Raw genomic sequence first — 21,503 nt, forward strand, 5'->3', positions numbered from 1 at the left:
CCTCTATTTGTTAATAGATACTATGAAGAAATTCTACTTGATATTAGGGCTTATTGTTTGGACATGTACTGCATGGTCCCAAGTAACTATTACGCCCTTTCCTTTTTCGGTAAGTGAAGAAATCACTGTCACTGTGGATGCCAATAGTACCGATACCGATTGTAATGGATTTTCGAACCCTTCAAAAGTGTACCTTCATTCAGGTATAGGAACCATTTCAGATGCATGGGGATTGGCTGTAGTGGGTAATTGGGGTCAGGATGATGGTATTGGGCAAATGACCAGTAATGGCGATGGAACCTGGAGCATCACTTTTGTGCCTGAGGATTATTACGGCTTAACTACTACGGAAGCACAACAGGCCGCCAGAATGGGTATGGTGTTCCGTAATGAATCGGGAACACAGGAATTCAAGGACAATGGCTGCTCCGATTTCTTTTTTGATGTCGGTACTTTTCAATTGACACTGAACAACCCAACTGAGAATCTTACTCTTTTATCACCAGGAGAAAGTTTGTCCATTTCGGCAACTTCATCGTTGGCTGCAGATTTTACCTTGACTGCAAACGGCAGTTTGTTGGACAGTGCCAATGGGATTACCTCCTATTCCTTCAACCATACCAACATTACAGAAAATACCCAATATACCTTGACTGCTACTAATGGGACAGATATCTTATCCCGGGATTTCATGGTGGTGGTCAATGTGGTGGAAGAAGCGGTGCCGAACGGAATGCTGGATGGCATCAACCTAGACCCCTTGGATGACACTCACGCCACGTTGGTGTTATATGCCACTGGTAAAGAGGTGGTACATCTGATCGGGGATTTCAACAATTGGACCTTGGACGACAATTACCTTTTAAAAAAAGATAGTGCCCAAAATCGGTTCTGGATCGAGCTCACAGGATTGACTCCTCAATACAACCACATGTATCAGTACGTGGTGGATGGGTCAATAACCATTGCCGATCCTTATTCCACCCTGATTTTGGATGAGAACAATGACGTTTATATTGACGATGTCACTTTTCCGGATATGCCTGCATACCCAAGCGGCGATACCAACCATGCCGTTACCGTTTTACGAACAGGAGACCCTGAATATGTATGGACAAATAATGGTTTTGTGTCCCCGGCCAAAACGGACTTAGTCATCTATGAGCTATTGGTACGTGATTTTGATGTGCTACATAGTTTTGATGCCATCCGTGCCCGATTGGATTATCTGCAGACCTTGGGCATAAATGCCATCGAACTGATGCCGGTTTCAGAATTTGATGGCAATGAAAGTTGGGGCTACAATCCATCCTTCCATATGGCTTTGGACAAATATTATGGGACCCCCGATGCTTTAAAACAATTGATAGACGAATGCCACGGTAGGGGTATGGCCGTTTTCTTGGACGTGGTGTACAATCATGCCTCAGGGCAGAACCCATACTATCGCCTTTGGAATACGGATAACGGGGGGTATGGTGGACAAGCCGCCGATGATAGCCCATTCTTCAATCCAGTGGCCACACATACCTATAGTGTTTTCAACGATTTTGACCATAGCCAACAGGCCACCCGCGACTATGTGAAACGTACTTCCCAATATTGGATTGATGAGTTCCATGTGGATGGATTCCGATGGGACCTTACCAAAGGGTTTACCCAAAACTGTACCTCTTCCGATGAGAGTTGTACAGGGAGTTATCAGGCCGATCGGGTTGAGGTCTTGAAGCTTTATGCCGATTACCAATGGGAAGCCGATCCCGATTTTTATGTGATTTTTGAACATTTAGGCACCAATGAGGAAGAGACCGAATGGGCGGAATATCGCTTGGATGAAGGGAAAGGAATCATGCTCTGGAACAATCTGAACGGTGTCTACAACGAGGCGACCATGGGTTGGAACGACAGTTCCGATTTTTCCCAAGTATCTTATTTGGAGCACAACTGGACTACACCATCCAATATTGCCTATATGGAAAGCCATGATGAGGAACGGTTGATGTACAAAAACCTGAATTATGGAAATGCCTCAGGGGACTATGACATCCAAACTCTTTCAACGGCCTTGGACCGTATGGCCTTGGCAGGTGCATTCTATTTTACGGTTCCCGGGCCAAAAATGATTTGGCAATTTGGTGAATTGGGCTATGATTATTCCATTGAATACAATGGCCGTACGGGCAACAAACCCATTCTTTGGGAATATTTTGATGATGCCGACCGAAAAGCACTTTACGACACTTGGAAAGATCTCATTGTGTTGTCAGTTGGTGAGAATATTTTTGAAACATCGGACTTTACATTGGATGTTGGCAATTCCTCAGGTTTGAAGGCCATCCATCTCACGGATACATCCGCGGGAACCGATGAAGTTGGGTATGTCACCATTATTGGAAATTTTGGTGTGGAAACCCAACAAATCAACCCAGCATTTCAAGAAACAGGGGTTTGGTACGAGTTTTTGGAGAACAACCTTAAATACGTAGTGACCGATGTGAACAAAGTGATAACGCTTGCGCCTGGGGAATATCGCATTTTTGGGAATAATCCTTCCAGTCTTTTTCCTAATGATAATCCACCAGATGAAGATTCCGATGGCGTAGTGGATGCCAACGATATCTGTCCAGGCACCACTTTAGGAGCTACCGTTAACGTAGATGGGTGCGAGGTGTTTTCCCTTCCGGAAGATAATTTTACCGTGATTGCCAGTAGTGAAACTTGCAGGGGCAGCAATAACGGAAGCATTGAAGTAACGGCATTGGAAGCATTGAGCTATACCGCATCTTTATCGGGAACTTCGGTGGAGTTCAGTCAGTCCACCATATTTGAAAATCTTTCTGCAGGCACTTATGAGCTTTGCATTACGGTGGCCGGACAAGCAGATTACGAACAGTGTTTTGACCTGACCATAACGGAACCTGAGGCGCTTTCGGTGTACTCGAGTCTGGATAACAGTACCAATTTGCTCACTTTGGAACTCAATGGAGGTACTTTTTATAAAGTTCAGCTCAACGATCAATCTTTTTTGACGGATAACAGTTCCATCGAACTAAAACTGGACCAATCCGTGAATAAAATATCGGTCAGTACCGATGTCGATTGCCAGGACAAGTTTGAAGAAACTTTTTTGCTTTCGGACAGGGCATCTGCCTATCCTAACCCTATTGTTAATTCGGGAATGGTGTCCTTGGATTTGGGTAAGGAAGTTGAAGCGCCCATGACCGTTCAAGTGTTCAATTTGAGTGGTAGGCTTTTGTATTCATCCCAAAGGGATGTTTTATATGGAAAGCTTGATGTTGACCTATCACCTTATTCCAATGGGATGTATTTGGTGAAAGTATTTGGTAGGGATGTTGCCCATGAATTCAAAATCATAAAACAATGAAGACATTATATAGATATCTTTTTCTAATACTTGTATTGCCATTTATTTCATGTGGTGGGGGAAGTGATGATCCGGATCCAGAACCGGAGGTGCCAGCACCCTCGGCAACTACGTTGATCTATCCTGATAATAATGAGGAGTGTACGGAGGGCAGTATCCTTTCGGATACGGAAAGTCAGGTGACATTTCAGTGGAACGCCTCTACAAACACAGATTCCTACACCTTAAAGTTGAAGGATTTGGAATCTGGTACCAAAAGTTCCTCCAATACGACCAATACCACTTTGCAGGTGACTTTAAAAAGGGGTAATGCCTATTCTTGGTCCGTGGTCTCCAAAGCCACGGGAACTTCCACTACGGCGGAGAGTGATACCTGGCGTTTTTACAATGCTGGGGCAGCAGTGCAAAATTATGCACCATTCCCAGCGTATGACCCTACACCGGCAATGGGACTGTCAGTAGATTCAGGGAGTATGACCTTGAAATGGTCTGGATCGGACCTTGATGGGGATACTTTGTCCTATGCCATTTATTTGGATACAGCAACACCGCCGATTACTTTGCTTGGTGAAACAAACGATAATAGCTATACGACCACACTAAACACGAACACCATTTACTATTGGAGAGTTGTCAGTTCCGATACGTCGGGCAACAGCTCCCAATCCGAAATTTTTGAGTTCAGGACCAATCCATAAGGTCTATGGAAATTGGTTTTTGAGGTTTGTAGTTAGGAAAATAGGGGCTTTTGTCCCTATTTTTTTATGAAAAGATGACAGTTTTGTTATTGTAGACCATGGTCTTTCTTGCCACATGAAGCTGAACGGCTCGTGAGAGCACAATGCGTTCCAAATCCCTTCCTTTGGCAATAAAATCGTTAACGGAATGCGTATGGGAAACCGTGGTTACATCCTGTTCTATGATGGGCCCCGCGTCCAAATCCGCAGTAACATAATGGCTGGTGGCCCCAATGATTTTTACCCCACGTTCAAAAGCTGCATGATAGGGTTTGGCACCCATAAAGGCGGGTAGGAAGGAGTGGTGGATATTGATGATTTTTTGAGGATACACATCAATCACCTTTGGAGAAACGATCTGCATATAACGGGCAAGGACTATAAAATCCACTTGATGTTGTTTCAATAACGACAATTGTTGATTCTCCGCCTCGGTCTTGTTCTGTTTGGTAACAGGAATATGGTAAAAAGGTATGTTGAACTGCTCCGCAACGTATTCCAAATCTTTATGATTGCTCAAAATAAAGGGAATATCCACCGAAAGCTCTCCAGAGTTGTATCGGCTCAATAAATCGTAGAGACAGTGGTTGTATTTGGAAACGAAAATCGCCATTTTAGGTTTGTATCCATCCAAATACACCTCCCATTCCATTTTGAATTGATCGGCCAATTCGTTTTGGAACTCTTTTTTGAATGTATCCAAAGGCAACTCTTTTTCAAACTCACTTTGCAGGCGCATAAAAAATACTCCTGCCTGCTTGTCCACATGTTGGTCCAGATAAACAATGTTTCCTTCCTGCTGATGAATAAAGGTGGTCACCGATCGGATGATACCTGCTTGATCGGGACAATGTATAAGAATGGTAAGCTTCATGTCCAATATTTGACCGGGTAAAATTATAGGTTTCAGAAAGTGAAGCCTAAACCTTCAGCGGTTTTTGTAAAATCCTAATCAAAATACATTTTGATTTGCATTTTCTGTAAATTGCAGGGCAAATTCAGACCTTTTATTGCAGATGGAACAAACAACGCCCTACAAACCCAAGAACAAGATTAGGATTGTGACCGCGGCATCGCTCTTCGATGGGCATGATGCGGCCATCAATATCATGAGGAGGATCATACAAGCTACTGGGGTTGAGGTGATTCACTTGGGGCATGATAGGAGTGTGGCCGAAGTTGTGGATTGTGCCATTCAGGAAGATGCCAATGCCATTGCCATGACTTCCTACCAAGGAGGGCACAATGAATACTTTAGGTATATGTTCGATTTGCTGAAGGAAAGAGGTGCTGGTCACATCAAAATTTTTGGTGGTGGGGGTGGTGTTATCCTTCCTGAAGAAATTAAAGAATTGATGGATTATGGTATCGAACGCATCTACTCGCCCGATGATGGTAGGGAAATGGGGCTACAGGGGATGATCAATGATTTGGTACAACGTTGCGATTCGGCTGTCCCTGACTTATTTATCCCAAAAGGAACAAGCTTGGCGTCGTTGTTGGATCAACGAAATCCGAATACGCTGGCAAGGCTGATTTCCTTGGCAGAAAATAGACATGATGCATTTGAGCAATACCAACCTGAAATAGAAAAAAAGGAAAGGAACGTTCCGGTGCTTGGAATAACGGGTACTGGTGGTGCTGGTAAATCGAGTTTAGTGGATGAATTGGTGCGCCGATTTTTGATTGACTTTCCAGAGAAACATATAGGGATCATTTCAGTGGACCCTTCAAAAAGAAAAACGGGTGGAGCCCTTTTGGGCGATCGCATCCGGATGAATGCAATCAACAACGAAAGGGTTTATATGCGTTCCCTGGCTACCCGTCAATCCAATTTGGCCCTCTCCAAACATGTATCTGAAGCGGTACAAGTGCTCAAGGCGGCTCATTTCGACCTGATTATTTTAGAAACTTCAGGAATTGGCCAATCCGATACGGAGATTTTGGAGCACAGTGATGTTTCCTTATATGTGATGACTCCCGAATTTGGAGCGGCTACCCAATTGGAGAAAATTGACATGCTCGATTTTGCGGATATCGTGGCCATCAACAAGTTTGATAAACGTGGTGCTTTGGATGCGCTTCGTGATGTAAAAAAACAATACGCCCGAAATCACGGGTTGTGGCATGCCAAGGAAGATGAACTTCCCATTTTTGGTACCATTGCCTCCCAATTCAATGATCCGGGGATGAACAGCCTGTATAAAAAGGTGATGGATACCCTGGTGGCAAAAGCAGGCGCTCCTTTGGATTCAACTTTTGAAGTATCTGGGGAAATGGCTGAAAAAATATATGTGATCCCACCAGCCAGAACCCGATACCTTTCAGAGATAGCCGAAAACAACCGTTCTTATGATATTAAAGCCAAGCAACAATCCGAGATAGCACAAAAACTGTACGGTATTTTCCTGACCCTAGCCTCTGCTTTGGGATTGGAAACCGATAATGCAGAAGCACTTTTGTTGGATAAGTCCGGGTTGAATGAAATGGAAATCCATAAACAGACTTCCAATCAATCAACTAAGGAACTGGTAGGTTTGTTGATCAAGGAATTTGATAAGGTGAAAATGCAGTTGGTGCCCCAACATTGGGATACCCTTTTAAAATGGAACGACAAGATAAGTCGTTATAAATCTGAATATTACAAATTCAAGGTTAGGGATAAGGAAGTGAAGATCAAGACCCATACAGAATCCCTTTCCCATAGTCTGATTCCGAAAGTGGTATTGCCCAAATACAAGGCTTGGGGCGATAACCTTCAATGGATTTTACAAGAAAATGTTCCTGGTGAATTTCCATACACGGCAGGGCTATACCCTTTCAAACGGGAAGGGGAGGACCCCACCCGAATGTTTGCGGGAGAAGGTGGTCCGGAGCGAACGAACAGACGTTTCCATTATGTGAGTATGGATATGCCGGCAAAGCGCCTTTCCACAGCCTTTGATTCGGTAACTTTGTACGGAAACGATCCCGATCATCGTCCTGATATCTATGGAAAAATCGGGAACGCAGGGGTTTCCATTTGTTGTTTGGATGATGCGAAGAAATTGTATTCTGGATTTGACCTAAGTGACCCGATGACTTCGGTAAGTATGACCATTAATGGCCCAGCGCCTATGTTGTTGGCATTTTTTATGAATGCGGCCATTGACCAGAATTGCGAAAAATACATCCGTGAAAATGGACTGGAAAAGGATGTGGAGCAGCGCATCAAGGAAATGTATAAAAATGCCGAACGCCCTACTTATTTTGGACAACTCCCAGAAGGGAATGGTTTGGGATTACTATTGCTTGGCGTTACCGGTGACCAGGTACTTCCAAAGGAAGTATATGAGAGGATCAAATTGGAAACCTTGGAACAGGTTAGGGGAACTGTACAAGCGGATATCTTAAAGGAGGATCAAGCGCAGAACACTTGCATATTTTCTACTGAGTTTGCCCTTAAATTGATGGGAGACGTTCAGGAATATTTTATTGACCACAACGTACGTAACTTTTATTCGGTTTCCATTTCAGGGTATCATATTGCCGAGGCTGGGGCCAACCCCATTACCCAATTGGCGTTTACGCTTTCCAATGGATTTACCTATGTGGAATATTATTTAAGTAGGGGGATGGACATCAACAAGTTTGGTCCCAATCTGTCTTTCTTCTTTTCCAATGGGGTAGATCCTGAATATGCTGTTATCGGAAGAGTGGCCAGAAGAATTTGGTCCAAAGCACTCAAAGAAAAATATGGGGCCGATCCAAGGGCCCAGATGTTGAAATACCATATCCAGACTTCAGGAAGGAGCCTTCATGCCCAAGAAATTGATTTTAATGATATTCGTACCACATTGCAAGCATTGTACGCCATATATGATAATTGCAATTCCCTACATACCAACGCCTATGATGAAGCCATTACCACCCCTACCGAAGAATCCGTGCGCAGGGCCATGGCCATCCAATTGATTATTAACAAGGAATTGGGATTGGCCAAAAATGAAAACCCATTACAGGGATCGTTCATCATTGAGGAGCTCACTGATTTGGTCGAGGAAGCTGTCTTAATGGAATTCGACAGGATTACGGAACGTGGGGGAGTGTTGGGTGCCATGGAAACCATGTACCAAAGATCAAAGATTCAGGAGGAGAGCCTTCATTACGAAACGTTGAAACATTCTGGAGAGTACCCCATTATTGGGGTAAATACCTTTTTGAGTTCCAAGGGGTCTCCAACTATTTTGCCTGCCGAAGTGATTCGCGCCACTGAAGAGGAAAAGCAAAACCAGATCAAGACTTTGCAACATCTTCACGAAAGGGAAAGCGATCGTTCAGCCAAACAACTGAAAGAATTGCAAGATGTGGCCACCAACAATGGTAATATTTTTGAAAAACTGATGGAGGTGGCCAAAAGTTGTTCACTGGGACAGATTACCGAAGCTTTGTTCCAGGTCGGGGGTCAGTATCGACGAAATATGTAAGGAAAAATGAATGGAGTTAGTTGGATAGTGACTTTCTCCACTTTTTAAAAGTGATTCGGAAGGTTTTGATTTCCCTACGCAGAAGGTTCAAATATTCTTTTTCTTTTACACCATCCCTTTCAAGACCATTGCAGTAGGCCAAAATGTTACGGGTCATGATGTTGACAAAGGAAAGACTCCTCATACGAACGGAATAGGAGTTGCTCAATGCAGCCTGTTCCACTTCCTGTGTGATCAAAAGGGCATCGGTCACCAAGGATTTGGTGATGTCGTCACGAAAACTGTCTATTTGACGAAAAGACAGCATTTCCCTATTATGTGCAAAATAGGAGGCAACCGCTTCGCTCAAATCGCGTAGAGCCAAGGATTTACGGTATACAAGCAGGGTATTTAGAGAACTTCTCTCCATCTTTTCAAAAGCAATTTTGTACCATAAAATTACGGACGATTGAAAAATTCTTACTTTTGTTTTTTAAGTAATGATTTCATTTGGCTTTAAAAAGCAAAATTTATCGCCTTATTTTCTTTTCAAATGAAGATAGATGATCTGAACTGGCAAATCCTTGGGCACCTGCAGCGCAATGCAAGGGAGTCTTTCGCCAATATTGGCCGTAAGGTAGGACTTACTTCCCCTGCGGTAGCGGAGCGTGTAAAGAAGATGGAAGATATTGGAATTATTGAAGGGTACAGGGCCAATATCAGTTACGTGGAGGCCGGTCATCAATTAAAGGCTATCATCATGTTAAGGGCCTTTATGGGGAAACTTAAACCCTTTTTGGACAAGGTGAAATCCTTTCAAGAAGTGGTCAATTGTTATAGGATCACGGGTAACGAGAATATCATAATGGAAGTGGTATTGCGTGACCAATCGCATCTGGAAAAATTCATTGATGAGCTTATTGTTTATGGGGAATGTAGGACCCACATTGTATTATCCAATGTTGTGGCCCATGCTCCCATTAAAAAGGGTAAGGTCTCAAAATAGGTTTCGTCAAAAAATTAAAGGCCAAATGGTTTTGGCTAGATTTTTGTACAACAATTGCTATGAAGAAAATTTATTTTACCGCCATTCTGTTCGCCATTTTAGGACCTTTCATCTACGCCCAAAAAATGGTTTTAAAAAAGGGTGAAATCATTGAGAACCTGATGGTCAATGACTCCCTAAAAAGCACATTTTCCCTTTACTTGCCCACTAATTTCAACACGGATGCCCAATGGCCCTTGCTGATGGTTTTTGATGTGCATGGAAAGGAAAAACAGGCATTGTCCATGTTTGTTCTGGCCGCCGAAAAGGAAGGCTACGTTTTGGCCGCCCCAAAGATGTTAGATACACTTTCGCTGACCAACAACATGCTTTTAACGGGGAAGACCATTGAAGAGGTGGTGAATATTTTACCGATAAGAAAAGGTAGGGTCTATGCTGCTGGTGAATCTTCAGGTGGCCGATTTGCAACCTTGGTGCCTATTTTTATTCCAGGGGTAAAAGGAGCCATTTCTATTGGATCGTCGCTGGCGAACAGGGAGTTGTTGAATATCAAGAGTCCTTTTCATTTCATCGGGATGGTCAGTAAGGATAATTTTGAATACATATCGATGTTGACCGATACCAAATTACTGGATAAGATGAAGTTTCCGAACCAAATGTTACTGTTTGATGGAACTAAGGATTGGCCCGGTGTTGAATATCTGGAAAAAGGAATGCAACTTTTCACCTTGGATGCCATGGGGCGTAACCTGATTCCCAAGGATTCCAGCTATATAAACAATGCATACAAGGAAGATTTGGCCAAGGTAAACCATCTTCAAAGTATAGGGGATTTACTTTGGGCGGAACAGTATATGACCGAAATGATGTCCATTTACGGGGCCCACAAAAATTTGGATTCCCTTAGATTGGTCCAGAAGGAATTGAGAAAGGATAAGCAGTTCAGGGTTATGAGTCGAAATGAAAATTCGGCATTTCTCAAGGAGTCCTTGTTGAAAGAAGACTTCCAATATTATATGGAAGAAGATTTGTACACCCACAATTTCAATAATTTGGGTTGGTGGAACCATCAAATGGGGGAAATTCAAAAATATAAGAATGCAACGGATCCTTTTGAAAAGGAAATGGGCCATCGGTTGTTGGGATTTGTTAATGCCCTGGCCGAGGATAACATCGATTTGATACAAAACAACGATGTAATCGATGAGGATGCCCTAGCATTTCTGTACATGTTGAAGACCATTTTGGAACCCGATAATTTTGAGTACTATCTGAAAACCATTTCCTTGAGTGCCAAAAACGAGGATTTTGGTACTTCGTTGTTCTATTTGGAAGAAGCCTTTAAAAAAGGGTTCAAGGACAAGGAAAAGCTGTACAACTTGGAGGGTACGGCCTTATTCCGTATTACCCCTGAGTTTAATGACTTGGTATCCAAATATTTGAAGGATGCTCTATATGAAATCGATGAAAATTGATTTTCCGCTTACCTTTGCGTAAAATCCTTCAGATGAAATATGTAAGTCTGTTTTGCCTTTTGTTCCTATTCTCTTGCGGACAGGGAAAAAGATATCATGAAGAATCCACCGAAACACCAAAATCTGCCCTAATCGCCGATATTTTAAAGTTTCAGGAAGAATTGGATGCCAGTTTTAAAGATCCAGAGGAATCCCCGCTACCGGATAAATATAAAAAGGATTTTGAGGGGTTGGACTATTTTGAACCCGACACTACCTATGTGGTAAAGGCAAAGTTGGTGCGCACCCCAGATGCTGAACCTTTTTTTATGCCCACCACGACGGATAGGAAAACCCATGAGGTTTTATATGGTATTGCCCATTTTACCTTAAACGGCGAAGAACGCCAATTGGAAATTTATCAAAGTCTGGACTTGATCCAACAGGAACAGTACAAAGATTATTTGTTTTTACCTTTTAATGATGCCACCAATGGGGAAGAAACATATGGCGGGGGTCGTTACATCGATTTGTCCATTCCTGATGGGGATACGTTGGTGATCGATTTCAATAAGGCTTATAATCCTTATTGTACCTATAATAAAAAGTACTCCTGCCCTCTAGTGCCAAGGCAAAACTATTTGAGAACTAAGGTGAGAGCAGGAGTTAAAGACTTTCATAAAGACTAAAAAAGCCTTAGACCAACGGAATAAGGCTCTTTAGTTTTTACATATGCTTTGTTTCTAGAAAGAATAGATGGCTGCGAATAGTACAGAAGCCAAGCTTTTGGTTGGAGCCAAATCATTGTCGATAAAGGTATCTTCCGATGCACTATCCAATCTGATTTCGGGCTTTAAGATTAAATTCCCGATGGTTGCACTACCAGTAAGGGTCAAAGCTAGAACACTTGCATCTCCATCAGCGTCAAATACATCACCAATGGCACCGAATTCGTCTGTTTCCATGAAATATTCACCCCGTAGCCCTAGGCTGAAGGTTTCGGATACCGCATATTGTGGATAAAGGGCTACACCTGTGAAAGAACCACCATTGTCTTCAATAGAGAAGTGGGCCGCGTTCAATCCCAAGTAGAAATCCTCGGAAAGATCGAATCCACCGGTGAAGTCGATTTCATAGCTGCTTTGGCTGTAAACAAAGTTCAAGAACTGACCGGAATATCCCAATTGGGCACCAACGGCATAATCCCCGGTTGGGTTGAACTCGGTAAGGTCGGTTGGGTTCATCACGGCCAACATGGCTGACCAATCGCTACCAAGATCAAAATCAGCTTTCAAACCGGTATGGCTAAAAGGTCCATAAGAGAATAGGTAAGAAGTACTGTAGTTAAAGTTGGCTACAGGAGAAATCACTTCGTATCCCAAGAAAGTGTTGAAGTTACCAAAGGTAAGGGTTACCTTGTCACTAACATTCCAGTATACATACAATTGGTTCACAATGTCACCGGTTGCAGAATACATGGGAGAAGCAAAAACGGCATCCGTACCACGTGGGCCAAATACCAAATCGGCCACAAAACCTACTTTTTCACCTTCATAAGCGGCAACCAGGTTGGCCATGCCCAAGGAAAATCCTGGCAAGTTGGCAAAAGAGGAACCTGGAGCAATGGCATCCTCGTCATTTGGAGCGGTCATGTTGGCTCTGTAATAGGCATCTACCGAACCGCTGAAGCTGAATTTTGGTTTTTCTTCCTCTTCTTCTTGTGCAAAAGCAGAAATTGATACCAGAGAAAGTATGGCAAAGGCCAAATTTTTTACGAAATTTGTATTTATAATCGCTTTCATATCATAATCATTTTGAGTTGTCCCATTGGGACAAATTGTTGTTTAAATTGTGAGTTTTTGATTGAAAAGGTTATCAACGGAGCGTTTGGCAGAACGCTCCGTTTTCTTTTCTTGATGTTGTGAGTTTTTATTTGTTCTGTGAGGAAATATGCTCTGGATAAGCTTCCACACCGTGCTCGTGAATATCGAGACCTTCGATTTCTTCTTGTTCTGATACGCGAAGACCGATAGTTTTCTTCAAGATGAAAAGGATCACAAAAGTGCCAAGGGCTGCCCAGGCGATATAAGACAAAGATCCGTAAGTCTGAACCCAAAGAAGTTTGGCACTTCCTCCGTATAGCAAACCACCATCCAAAGCGAACAATCCGATCAAAACGGTTCCTAGGAATCCACAAACCCCGTGTACGGAAATAGCACCAACCGGGTCATCGATTTTGAACTTTTTGTCGATAATCTCAATGGAGAATACCACGGCCAATCCACAAATGAGGCCAATAGCAAGACTTCCTACGGCGCTAACGGCACCACAACCAGCGGTAATACCCACCAATCCGGCCAATGCACCGTTCAGGGTCATGGAGATATCAGCTTTTCCGTAACGGATCCAAGTTAAAAGCAATGCGGCGATGGCACCCATGGCAGCAGCCAAGTTGGTGTTGATGATCACGCTGGTAGCAGCAATGGTATCGTCACCACCCCAGGCCAACTGGGAACCTCCGTTAAATCCGAACCATCCCAACCAAAGGATCAATACCCCTAGGGCACCGTACATCATGTTGTGACCTGGAATGGCCTGCGCTTTTCCATCTACGTATTTTCCGATACGTGGACCAACCATGATTGCGGCTACCAAAGCGGCACCACCACCCACGGCGTGTACAACGGATGAACCGGCAAAATCAATGAATCCAGCTGTGTTCAACCAAGCATCATCATCAAATGGCCAGTACCAGCTACCGGAAATAGGGTAGATCAATGTGGTCATCACAGCAGAGAAAATAAGGTAGGTGGAAAACTTGGTCCTTCCAGCTATGGCACCTGATACAATCGTGGCAGCGGTTGCACAGAATACGGTTTGGAAGAATAAGTTATACCAATCCGTGGCACTGAACATGAAATATCCTTGATCAGATGGACTGGTCCTAAAAAATCCTCCTGCCACAAGATCACTACCATACATAAAGGCATAACCTACGGCCCAGAACATGACCGAGCCAATGGCAAGGTCCATAAAGTTCTTCATTATAATGTTACCTGAGTTCTTGCTGCGGGTAAAGCCTACCTCTACTAAGGTAAAACCTGCCTGCATAAAAAACACTAAAACAGCTGCAATGGTGATCCATAGGGCGCCCATGTCGCCGGTGATGGCTTCTACAGCTTTATCTATCGCTTCTTGTTCTTGTAGAATCATAATCTAATTTTTTGAGTTGTTTTTGGTTATACTTTTAATTGATTCCGGCGCTACCGCTTTCTTTGGTTCGGATCCTGTAGGCCTCGATCATGTCGGAAACGAAGATTTTTCCATCTCCCACGTTGCCGGTGCTTGCAGTGTCCAATAAAACGTTAACGGTTCTTTCCAGAAAGTCATCGGATACCACGATAACCAAATACCTCCTCTGTATATCGCTGGTGCTGTAAGAAATGCCACGATACACATGTCCTTGTTTTTCATTGCCAACTCCCGTTACATCCCAGTAACTAAAGAAATTGACCTCGATCTGATGCAGTGCTTTTTTCACTTCATCAAACTTCGATTTTCTAATAATTGCCTCGACTTTTTTCATAATTAAGTAGTTAATTGATGTCTCAAATATATAGTAATTCACATAAGACTATTAAAAAAGGGAGGGTTATCCGTTGATTTTTATGGGTATAAAAAAAATACCCCTAATATTTTAGGGGTATCTAATTTTAAATAAACTTTTGTTATTTATTTGTTGATTTTTTTTTAACATTCGCCCTTTGGAAATTAATTTTTGTCATTAAACACCAATAATAGGGGTATTAATGTTCAAGTTTTAACAAAAATTAACTATAAAAATGTAATTTGTAACTAGCCTAGTTGTTTGGCCAACCAAAGGCCCAACACTACGGCAAGAACACCAAAACAGATACTGGCGACCATATAAATGCCCAGATTGAGTAGGTCGCCGTTCCGTAATAGGGAGTGTTTTTCGAATGCGAAGGCGGAGAAAGTGGTGAATCCGCCACAAAAACCTGTGGCGAAGAACAGAGTACTATTATAGGTAAGAATATTTCCCCTTGCGGACAGTCCTAAAACAAGTCCAATGAGCAAACAGCCTAAAATATTGACAAGAAAGGTGCCCAGGAAAAAATTTTGGAGTAAAGGATTTAGGGGTTTGGAAATCAGGTAGCGCAATACGCTGCCAAATCCCCCACCCAAAAAAACAAGAAAGGCCTGTTTCATGCCCTAAAGGTACAAACTATACCGCTTCCTTGTATTCGGTTTCGGATGCCTCTCGGGGGAAGAGTCTTGGTAATGAGGTCTCCGAAATTCTTTGAATCGGTTTTCTTAATCTTTCGCCTGCCCCGTTGACACTAAAGATCAACAGTATTGCATTAATAGCGAGCAAAATGAAAAGGATGCTAAGGAATAACGTCATTTTTTCTGCCAAATTAATGTTAAACAAAAGTACGTCTTTTCCTATAGTATACGAATCAAACCCATTTTAATGTTGTGTAAATGAGCATTTTTGTGGTAAACTCAATACAGGTGTTAATTTTTAAGAAAGTATTTGATAAGGAATAGGATTATTATAAAAGTTATAAAGGAAACAAGGATCCAGATAACGCCTTTGTAATTTTTTCGATGAAGCTTTTTGTCCTTTTTATAGGATAGGGTGACGATTACTACAAATGCCACAAAAAAAAGAATGGCGAAAATTAGCTGTCCCGTGCTGAACATATTTTTTACTTTTATGCAAATCTAAATCAAATCGAGAGCAATGGAAAGTAAAATAAAGGCAGTGGAACTTTTTCACAATTCCTTCGGACTTGGGGTGTTGCATGAGCCGGTGGCAAATCTAGGAAGAGAGAAAAATATGTTGAGGTTCAATTTGATGGACGAGGAGAACAAAGAGTACCTGGAAGCTGCCAATAATGGGGATATGGCAGAAGTGGCCGATGCCTTGGGCGATATGTTATACATTCTTTGTGGAACCATTCTGGAACATGGAATGCAGTATAAAATTGAAGAAGTCTTTGAGGAAATCCAAAGAAGCAATATGAGCAAACTGGGTGCCGATGGTAAACCTATCTATCGGGAAGACGGCAAGGTGTTGAAAGGTCCCAACTATTTTAAACCGGACATTCAAGCCATTATGGACAAATAAAAAAAAGCACCTTTTAAAGGTGCTTTTTTATTTTATTATTGAACGGGATATCGCCATCCGAATTTGTCTTCGGCCCGGTTGTATTGTATATCGGTTATCCGTTTTTTCAACATGGATGCATAGCTGTTGGTCAGTTCCGGAAGGGTGTAATCTTCACCGTGATACCCAAAACCAGAGATGGGTGATACCACTGCTGCGGTACCGGCTCCGAACATCTCCTTTAGAGAGCCATTTTTGGCAGCTTCCACCAATTCATGAACGGAAATCTTTCTCACTTCAGTTTTAATGCCTTCATCCTTGGCAATGTCCAAAATGCTTTTTCGGGTAATACCGTCCAGGATGCGATCATTGGTCGGGGCGGTCATCAAGGTATCGTTAATACGCACAAAAACATTCATGGCGCCAGCCTCTTCAATGTATTCGTGTGCATTGTCGTCTGTCCAGATCACTTGCTGGTATCCTTTGTCCGCAGCCAATTTAGTAGGGTAGAACTGACCGGCATAGTTTCCACCTGCTTTGGCATATCCTACACCGCCATTGGCAGCACGGGAATAGGTTTCTTCTATCAACACTTTCACTTTTCCTGAAAAATAGGAACCAGAGGGCGCACAGGCGATGATAAATTTATATTCGTTGGCCGGGGAGGCATGGAAACCGTTCCCTGACGCAAAAATAAACGGCCTAATATATAAGGAACTGCCTGCATTGGTTGGGATCCAATCACTTTCCAATTGGATCAGTGCATGTAGGCCATCCATAAAAAAGGATTCTGGCAATTGTGGAATGGCCAACCGTTCCGCTGACTTGTTCAGACGCTTGAAATTTTCCAAAGGACGGAACAAAAATACCTTGCCATCCTCATCCTTGTAGGCTTTCATGCCTTCAAAAATGGATTGTCCGTAATGAAAGATCTTGGCCGAAGGATCCAGGGTAATGGGCTGATAGGGAACAATCTTTGGAGCTTCCCATTCACCATTTTTATAATCGCAGACCAGCATGTGGTCGGTATAAACGCTTCCAAAGGACAAATTATCAAAATCCACCTCGTGGATTTTGGAGGTCTTAGCTTTCTCTATAGCTATGTTGTTAACCATTGTTTCCATATCACTTACATTTGCAATGTTAAAATTAGCTATTTATTGTTAGTTTTGAACAGTATACAAATCTAAATGTCATACTTGATCTACAAACTTTTAAAACTTGTCAAAAATGAAGGTTTTTAACACTATCTCTATTGTATTATTACTGATTTTGGGAGTTTCCTCATGCAAGCAGAAGACCATTAAAGGTGATTATTTCGGTCAGGAATTCGAAGTTTCGGGCAAAGCCGTCAAAACTTCCGCTCCTTATGAGGGTATCGAGGCAAAGGATTCCCTTCAGACCCAGATGATTGGGGAAATCACCGAAGTGTGTCAGGCCAAAGGTTGTTGGATGAAGGTAAAGTTGGATTCCGACAATGAGGTTTTTGTTCGTTTTAAAGACTATGGATTCTTTGTTCCCAAGGATGCTGCAGGCAAAACTGTAGTGATGAACGGTGCCGCTTTTTTTGAGGAAATGTCCGTGGATGATCAAAAACATTTTGCCGAGGACGAAGGTGCGTCAGAAGATGAGATTGCTTTGATCGCCGCTCCCAAAAAGACACTTCGGTTTGAAGCTGATGGCGTATTGATTGCCAAATAAATCTTGAAAAGAAAGATCATTGTTACCGGGGATGGATCCAAAACCATCCAAATTGAAGACTGGGACGAACAGTATCATTCCAAGCACGGTGCCATTCAAGAAGCGTATCATGTTTTTATTGAACACGGCCTGCGACTGTTCCAAAATGATGAGATTCATATTCTGGAAATCGGATTAGGAACAGGTCTCAATGCCCTCATCACGTTATTGGAAGCTCCAAAGCAACATCTTAAAATCCGTTATGTTGGGGTGGAAGCCTATCCCGTTACCATGGAAGAAGTGGAACATTTGGATTATTGTCATCAATTAAATGCAACAAGTTCGGAAAAACTGTTCCAGTTGATGCATCAATCCAATTGGGAAGAAGTTGTTCCCGTAACCGATTCTTTCCATCTGCTCAAACAAAAGAAAGATTTTAGGGAAATAAAGGAACAGAATCTGTTCAACTTGATTTATTTTGATGCTTTTGGTGCAAGGGTACAACCCGACCTGTGGACGGAGGATATCTTCCAGATCATGCATGATGCTATGGCAAAGAGAGGAATTTTGGTTACTTACGCAGCCAAGGGCAGTGTACGCAGGGCCATGCAGGCAGTTGGGTTTACTGTTGAACGGTTGCCTGGCCCTCCAGGCAAAAGGGAGATGCTACGAGCCACCAAAAACTAAGGCTTGCTAACATACTGTTAAAGCTTGAGTCCAATATTCTCTTAAAAAGTTTTAAAGTTTGAACAATAGTGTTAAACCTAAATTAACGTCTCATAAACAGCCATTTAAACCATTAAATTTATCTCAAAATGATAGTATGAGGGTGTTGATAACAGGGGCAACGGGTCTGGTGGGCCAAGTAATCACCAATGTCTTACATTCCAAAGGCATTCCCGTGAACTATTTAACAACAAGCAAAGATAAAATCACCAAATCGGAAGATTTTCAAGGTTTTTATTGGAATCCATCCAAAGGTGAAATAGATGTGGACTGTTTTGAAAATGTACAGGCCATCATTAACTTGGCAGGTACCACTATTGCCAAAAGATGGACTCCTATCCACAAGAAAAAGGTAATCTCCAGTAGGGTAAAAAGTTTAAAGACCCTAAAAAAAGGATTGCAACAAGCAGTCGATAATGATGTGGAATGTTTGGTTTCCGCATCGGCCATTGGTGTTTACCCAGATTCCCTTTCCCATTATTATGAAGAGGATGAGCAAAACTTGGATAACGGATTTTTGGGAAAAGTGGTCAAAAAATGGGAAGCCGAGGCTGATACGTTCAAAGAGCTTGACATCAATGTGGCCAAAGTCCGTATTGGGGTCGTTTTATCCACGGAAGGTGGTGCATTGCCCAAGCTGTCCATGCCCATCAAAAATTTTATAGGTGCACCGCTAGGTAGTGGTGACCAATGGCAATCTTGGATCCACATTGAAGATTTAGCGCAACTTTTCGTCTTTATTGTAGAAAATAACCTGAAAGGAGTTTACAATGGGGTAGCGCCCAACCCAGTGACCAATACCAAAATGACCAAGGAAGTGGCTCGAATTTTGGAACGTCCTTTGTGGATGCCTCATGTGCCCAAATTTGCATTGAGAGCAGTATTGGGCAAAATGTCGACCTTGGTGTTGGCCAGTCAAAGGGTAAGCAGCAAAAAGATTGAAAAGAAGGGATTTACCTTTCAGTATACCAATATTTGTACAGCTCTGACGGATTTGTTCTCTGGTGAAAGGAAGGAGGAGACCTCCCCATTGGAGGCCGCTAAAAATGAGCTCGTCTGATTTAAAAGGTTCAATACGATACGATTAACAATCCGCCTAGGCGGATTTTTTTGTGATTTGTGGTGACATTTTGACATTTTTGGACAATTGGCAGTACTTTTGCCATTTCAAATCGGAAACAAAACAATCATAAAATGAGCAATAACAGTAAGGTTGAGGAAATGGAAGACGAGCTAAACAATGGCCAAACGACCGATAGTACTGAGCTGAACGAAGAAAATAGGGGTATGGACCAAAATGATGGACAGGAAGAAACCGTTTCTGTAGAGGATCAATTGCGGAAAGATTTGGCCCAGGAAAAGGATAAATTCCTAAGACTTTTTGCCGAATTTGAGAATTTCAAGAAAAGAACCTCAAAGGAACGTATGGACCTGTTCAAAACGGCAGGACAAGAAGTCATGGTGGCCCTATTGCCGGTTATGGACGATTTTGACCGTGCCCTGAAAGAACTTGCCAAATCCGAGGATAAGGAAATGTTCACAGGGGTAGAGCTCATCAGCAATAAATTCAAGGAGACCCTAAAAAATAAAGGTCTGGAAGAAGTTGAGGCAAAACCAGGTGATGCCTTTGATGCCGATGTGCACGATGCCATCACCCAAATTCCGGCCCCCGATAAAAAGCTAAAAGGCAAGATCATCGATGTGGTGGAAAAGGGCTTCAAGCTTGGAGATAGAATCATTAGACACCCAAAAGTTGTGGTAGGTAACTAGTACTATATGAAGGAGGATTTTTACGAAATATTGGGAGTCTCCAAAGGAGCATCCGCAGCGGAGATAAAAAAAGCCTATCGAAAGAAGGCCATTGAGTACCATCCTGACAAAAATCCAGGAGATGCCAAAGCCGAGGACATGTTCAAAAAGGCTGCAGAAGCATACGAAGTACTTGGTGATCCGGACAAACGGGCCAAATATGACCAGTTTGGTCATGCCGCTTTCGATGGAAGTGGTGGCTTTGGCGGTGGAGGTATGAACATGGATGATATCTTCAGCCAGTTTGGGGATATTTTCGGTGGTGCCTTTGGCGGCGGATTTAGTGGATTCGGTGGCTTTGGAGGTGGACAACGCAGAGTGAAGGGGAGCAACCTTCGCATCCGTGTAAAACTGAATCTGGAGGAAGTGGCCCACGGGGTCGAAAAGAAAGTAAAGGTCCGTAGAAAGGTACAGGCAAATGGGGTCACCTATAAAACCTGCCCCACCTGTAACGGAACCGGACAGATTACCAAGATCACCAATACCATTTTAGGGCGAATGCAGACCGCTACCGCCTGCAGTACCTGTGGCGGTTCTGGGCAGACCATTGATAAAAGACCTGCTGGTGCCGATGCGCAAGGACTTATTATGGAAGAGGAGACGGTTTCCATCAAAATTCCGCCAGGGGTGGAGGATGGAATGCAACTAAAAGTGGCCGGAAAAGGAAATTCCGCTCCTGGAAATGGGGTTCCTGGAGATTTATTGGTGGCCATTGAGACCGTAGAGCACGAAACCTTGAAAAGGGAAGGGGACAACCTGCATTATGATCTTTACATTAGCTTTTCAGAGGCTGTGTTAGGCAGTTCCAAAGAAATTGATGCCATTGGAGGAAAAGTGCGCATTAAACTCGAGGCTGGAATCCAATCCGGTAAAATATTGAGATTGAGGGGTAAGGGTATAACGAGCTTGAACGGATACGGTAGCGGGGACCTTTTGGTTCATGTGAACGTATGGACACCAAAAGAAGTGAACAAAGAGCAGAAAGAGTTTTTTGAACGCATGCAAAATGATGAGAATTTTACACCAAAACCGGAAAAATCCGATAAATCTTTCTTTGAAAAAGTGAAAGATATGTTCTCTTAGGCATAAAAAAACGTTCTGTTTAAATAAAAAACGTATATTTGAAA

At 42.7% G+C, this 21,503-nt stretch carries 20 protein-coding genes; 12 read left to right on the plus strand and 8 right to left on the minus strand.

Going from position 1 to position 21,503, the window contains the following annotated elements; translation table 11 throughout:
• Nucleotides 1–22 precede the first annotated feature (22 nt).
• Together LKX84_RS01545 and LKX84_RS01550 are read left to right on the plus strand one after the other, a co-directional pair.
• Nucleotides 23–3,385: an alpha-amylase family glycosyl hydrolase gene (locus LKX84_RS01545; protein ID WP_228235340.1), complete on the plus strand. Its 3,363-nt coding sequence runs from the start codon at nt 23–25 to the stop codon at nt 3,383–3,385.
• Nucleotides 3,382–4,083, plus strand: a complete 702-nt coding sequence (locus LKX84_RS01550; protein WP_228235341.1) for a hypothetical protein — start codon at nt 3,382–3,384, stop codon at nt 4,081–4,083. Before LKX84_RS01545 ends, LKX84_RS01550 begins: the two co-directional genes overlap by 4 nt.
• A gap of 64 nt (nt 4,084–4,147) precedes the next feature.
• Here LKX84_RS01550 and purU read toward each other — a convergent pair whose 3' ends face one another.
• The gene (gene purU / locus LKX84_RS01555) at nt 4,148–4,996 is read right to left on the minus strand and encodes a formyltetrahydrofolate deformylase (protein WP_228235342.1); all 849 of its coding nucleotides are present in this window, start codon (nt 4,994–4,996) and stop codon (nt 4,148–4,150) included.
• Between the two features lie 142 nt (nt 4,997–5,138).
• Between purU and LKX84_RS01560 the strand changes: the two genes are divergently transcribed.
• A complete protein-coding gene (locus LKX84_RS01560; RefSeq protein WP_228235343.1) occupies nt 5,139–8,588 on the plus strand; it encodes a methylmalonyl-CoA mutase family protein in 3,450 nt (1,149 codons plus the stop codon).
• 16 nt (nt 8,589–8,604) lie between these two features.
• On the opposite strand, the gene LKX84_RS01565 is transcribed toward LKX84_RS01560, so the two are convergent.
• Complete coding sequence (locus LKX84_RS01565; protein ID WP_228235344.1) at nt 8,605–8,997, minus strand: hypothetical protein; 393 nt, start codon at nt 8,995–8,997, stop codon at nt 8,605–8,607.
• 123 nt (nt 8,998–9,120) lie between these two features.
• Between LKX84_RS01565 and LKX84_RS01570 the strand changes: the two genes are divergently transcribed.
• The 3 genes from LKX84_RS01570 to LKX84_RS01580 are packed head-to-tail and all read left to right on the plus strand — an operon-like array spanning nt 9,121 to nt 11,716.
• Complete coding sequence (locus tag LKX84_RS01570; protein ID WP_163635777.1) at nt 9,121–9,573, plus strand: Lrp/AsnC family transcriptional regulator; 453 nt, start codon at nt 9,121–9,123, stop codon at nt 9,571–9,573.
• 59 nt (nt 9,574–9,632) lie between these two features.
• On the plus strand, nt 9,633–11,048 hold the full coding sequence (locus LKX84_RS01575) for an alpha/beta hydrolase (protein ID WP_228235345.1): 1,416 nt from the start codon (nt 9,633–9,635) through the stop codon (nt 11,046–11,048).
• A 32-nt stretch (nt 11,049–11,080) separates the two neighbouring features.
• A complete protein-coding gene (locus LKX84_RS01580; protein ID WP_228235346.1) occupies nt 11,081–11,716 on the plus strand; it encodes a DUF1684 domain-containing protein in 636 nt (211 codons plus the stop codon).
• 54 nt (nt 11,717–11,770) lie between these two features.
• Here the strand turns inward: LKX84_RS01580 and LKX84_RS01585 are convergent, their stop codons facing one another.
• The 5 genes from LKX84_RS01585 to LKX84_RS01605 all read right to left on the minus strand — a co-directional run bounded on the left by LKX84_RS01585 (nt 11,771) and on the right by LKX84_RS01605 (nt 15,453).
• Nucleotides 11,771–12,829 carry a porin gene (locus LKX84_RS01585; RefSeq protein ID WP_228235348.1) on the minus strand — a complete coding sequence of 353 codons (1,059 nt, stop codon included), beginning with the start codon at nt 12,827–12,829 and terminating at the stop codon, nt 11,771–11,773.
• A 127-nt stretch (nt 12,830–12,956) separates the two neighbouring features.
• On the minus strand, nt 12,957–14,240 hold the full coding sequence (locus LKX84_RS01590; RefSeq protein ID WP_228235350.1) for an ammonium transporter: 1,284 nt from the start codon (nt 14,238–14,240) through the stop codon (nt 12,957–12,959).
• Nucleotides 14,241–14,274: 34 nt separating this feature from the next.
• The gene (locus LKX84_RS01595) at nt 14,275–14,613 is read right to left on the minus strand and encodes a P-II family nitrogen regulator (RefSeq protein WP_119640875.1); all 339 of its coding nucleotides are present in this window, start codon (nt 14,611–14,613) and stop codon (nt 14,275–14,277) included.
• A gap of 269 nt (nt 14,614–14,882) precedes the next feature.
• Entirely contained in the window at nt 14,883–15,257 is a 375-nt protein-coding gene (gene crcB / locus LKX84_RS01600) for a fluoride efflux transporter CrcB (protein WP_228235352.1), read from the minus strand.
• 16 nt (nt 15,258–15,273) lie between these two features.
• Nucleotides 15,274–15,453, minus strand: a complete 180-nt coding sequence (locus LKX84_RS01605) for a hypothetical protein (protein ID WP_228235354.1) — start codon at nt 15,451–15,453, stop codon at nt 15,274–15,276.
• 342 nt (nt 15,454–15,795) lie between these two features.
• Between LKX84_RS01605 and LKX84_RS01615 the strand changes: the two genes are divergently transcribed.
• Complete coding sequence (locus LKX84_RS01615) at nt 15,796–16,182, plus strand: nucleoside triphosphate pyrophosphohydrolase family protein (protein ID WP_228235358.1); 387 nt, start codon at nt 15,796–15,798, stop codon at nt 16,180–16,182.
• 35 nt (nt 16,183–16,217) lie between these two features.
• On the opposite strand, the gene LKX84_RS01620 is transcribed toward LKX84_RS01615, so the two are convergent.
• A complete protein-coding gene (locus tag LKX84_RS01620) occupies nt 16,218–17,285 on the minus strand; it encodes a branched-chain amino acid aminotransferase (RefSeq protein ID WP_228235367.1) in 1,068 nt (355 codons plus the stop codon).
• Nucleotides 17,286–17,391: 106 nt separating this feature from the next.
• Between LKX84_RS01620 and LKX84_RS01625 the strand changes: the two genes are divergently transcribed.
• The 5 genes from LKX84_RS01625 to dnaJ all read left to right on the plus strand — a co-directional run bounded on the left by LKX84_RS01625 (nt 17,392) and on the right by dnaJ (nt 21,459).
• Nucleotides 17,392–17,862 (plus strand): DUF4920 domain-containing protein, encoded by a 471-nt coding sequence (locus LKX84_RS01625; protein ID WP_228235369.1) that lies wholly within the window; start codon nt 17,392–17,394, stop codon nt 17,860–17,862.
• Nucleotides 17,863–17,865: 3 nt separating this feature from the next.
• Entirely contained in the window at nt 17,866–18,528 is a 663-nt protein-coding gene (gene mnmD / locus LKX84_RS01630) for a tRNA (5-methylaminomethyl-2-thiouridine)(34)-methyltransferase MnmD (RefSeq protein ID WP_228235371.1), read from the plus strand.
• 136 nt (nt 18,529–18,664) lie between these two features.
• A complete protein-coding gene (locus tag LKX84_RS01635; RefSeq protein ID WP_228235373.1) occupies nt 18,665–19,627 on the plus strand; it encodes a TIGR01777 family oxidoreductase in 963 nt (320 codons plus the stop codon).
• Between the two features lie 134 nt (nt 19,628–19,761).
• A complete protein-coding gene (locus LKX84_RS01640) occupies nt 19,762–20,337 on the plus strand; it encodes a nucleotide exchange factor GrpE (protein ID WP_228235375.1) in 576 nt (191 codons plus the stop codon).
• Between the two features lie 6 nt (nt 20,338–20,343).
• A complete protein-coding gene (dnaJ, locus tag LKX84_RS01645) occupies nt 20,344–21,459 on the plus strand; it encodes a molecular chaperone DnaJ (RefSeq protein WP_228235377.1) in 1,116 nt (371 codons plus the stop codon).
• The last annotated feature ends 44 nt before the right edge of the window (nt 21,460–21,503 follow it).

The organism is Allomuricauda sp. M10 (genome assembly GCF_020782875.1).
Lineage (GTDB): Bacteria > Bacteroidota > Bacteroidia > Flavobacteriales > Flavobacteriaceae > Flagellimonas.